Origin of the sequence: Brumimicrobium mesophilum (assembly GCF_003025005.1) — a bacterium.
GTDB lineage: Bacteria > Bacteroidota > Bacteroidia > Flavobacteriales_D > Crocinitomicaceae > Brumimicrobium > Brumimicrobium mesophilum.
This window is the reverse complement of the sequence record NZ_PVSS01000043.1, coordinates 1-1,683: the sequence shown is the minus strand read 5'-3', so window position 1 is coordinate 1,683 and position 1,683 is coordinate 1. Positions and strand designations below refer to the sequence as shown.

General features: G+C 33.9%; 2 protein-coding genes. Both read left to right on the top strand.

What is annotated here, in order from left to right:
• The first annotated feature begins 207 nt into the window (after nt 1–207).
• The gene (locus C6368_RS16935; RefSeq protein WP_159038668.1) at nt 208–936 is read left to right on the top strand and encodes a hypothetical protein; all 729 of its coding nucleotides are present in this window, start codon (nt 208–210) and stop codon (nt 934–936) included.
• Nucleotides 937–1,082: 146 nt separating this feature from the next.
• On the top strand, nt 1,083–1,658 hold the full coding sequence (locus C6368_RS16930) for a hypothetical protein (RefSeq protein WP_107040398.1): 576 nt from the start codon (nt 1,083–1,085) through the stop codon (nt 1,656–1,658).
• Nucleotides 1,659–1,683: the final 25 nt, after the last annotated feature.

The window sequence follows — 1,683 nt, the reverse complement described above, 5'->3', positions numbered from 1 at the left end:
TATTTACCATTCAAGGCACACACAACGTGTATAAAACATAGCCAATTAAGGCCTGTGGTTTATATCAAATGTTGTGCGTGGCTACGTTTCATACACCTAACGTTAGAGGTAATAATGAAGATGAGGATTTTATATATATTTTTTGCGTTGGCTATAATCTCTTGCTCTCAAGAAAAGGTTAATACCACTGATATATCAGAAGAAAATTTGGCAACACGACCGAATGAAGGGCAAATCACCTGTAAAGATTGTGATTCTATAATTTTGGAATTACCTAACATTACTGACACTAATAAACTAATTATCGCCCTTCGTAGTAAGTATAAACTTGAAGTAGATGAAGCTCATGGAATTCAAGAAACTATATCAAAATGTCAACTTGTAGACATCGGGAAAGCCAAAAACGAGTTCATCTTAATAGAATATGATTATAAAGATGGATGCATGGCCGCATACCCTTGGAAGTATCAAATAATCTTTAAACAAGGTAATACGACTCCCATACATATCGGTGCTTATGACTCAATTCAATCGATAGAGCTAAATAATGAAAAATACCTCCTTGCTACTGAAAGTACTGGAAAAGGGAATGGTTTGCATAAGTTGCTCACTGTATCAAATAATTCCATAATCAACGTGTTAGACTTGGACTATGACGATATACATACTGTTGATAGTTATGGTGATGACGGTTACTTTGTAAATCCATTATCAATTTCAGTAAAGGACTTCAATCATGACGGTTACGAGGATCTTGTTTTCAAAGGGAGTCGAAAGATGCTTATGGGTTCAACAGAATATGGAGACCATTACGACCTGAAAGAGTCTGAATACTATATCAAACCAGTGGTTTTTGTTTTCATATATGATTCCAAAAGCAACAAATATATTGCGCAAGAAGACTATTGGAAAAAATACATAAAATTATACCTCTAACACCACCTATGCCCCAGCGCCAATTNCCAATTTCACTTCGGAAATCTGTCTTTTTCTATGAAAAAAGTATTAATTTCAAGAAAACGATTTTGGTTAGCGCCGTTGCATAGCCTTGTTCGTTCTACGCAATTTGACCAACAAAGAAAATGATAGTAAAATATAAAAATTCCGTAATTGAAATAACAAATGAATCTGATTTGGATTCAGCGGAATTTGGTCAGAGGTTTAAGAAACAATATCCAGCCGATTTAGGAATTGAATTGGAATATCAACCTTCCTCAAAACACGGAATTCGAATAACAGAAAACGGAATTGAAAAGTGTAGCGCATTATTACTGGAAACTGGAGGAGCAACTGGAATTTCTGAAAATTCATTTCTAATCAAAAATGACCGAATTTATATTTGCTGTTCTGACCAAATATACTCTCTGAATTTATCGGATTTATCTGCTAATTGGAGAAATCAATATGACATTGCAACTTGTTTTGGAATTTATGAATTTGACGAGGATTTTATCGTTCACGGAGAAATTCAAGTTAGTCGAATTGATAAAAAAGGAAAAACTAAATGGAATTTTAGTGCGAGAGATATTTTTGTAAATCCAGACGGAAAAACTGAATTTAGGATTGTCAAAAATGGAATTGAATTAATAGATTGGCAAGGTTATAAATATGAACTGAATGCTGACGGAAAAATATTAACGGAAATAAAAACTGCGTAGAATCGAGTAGACGGGTGACGACTTA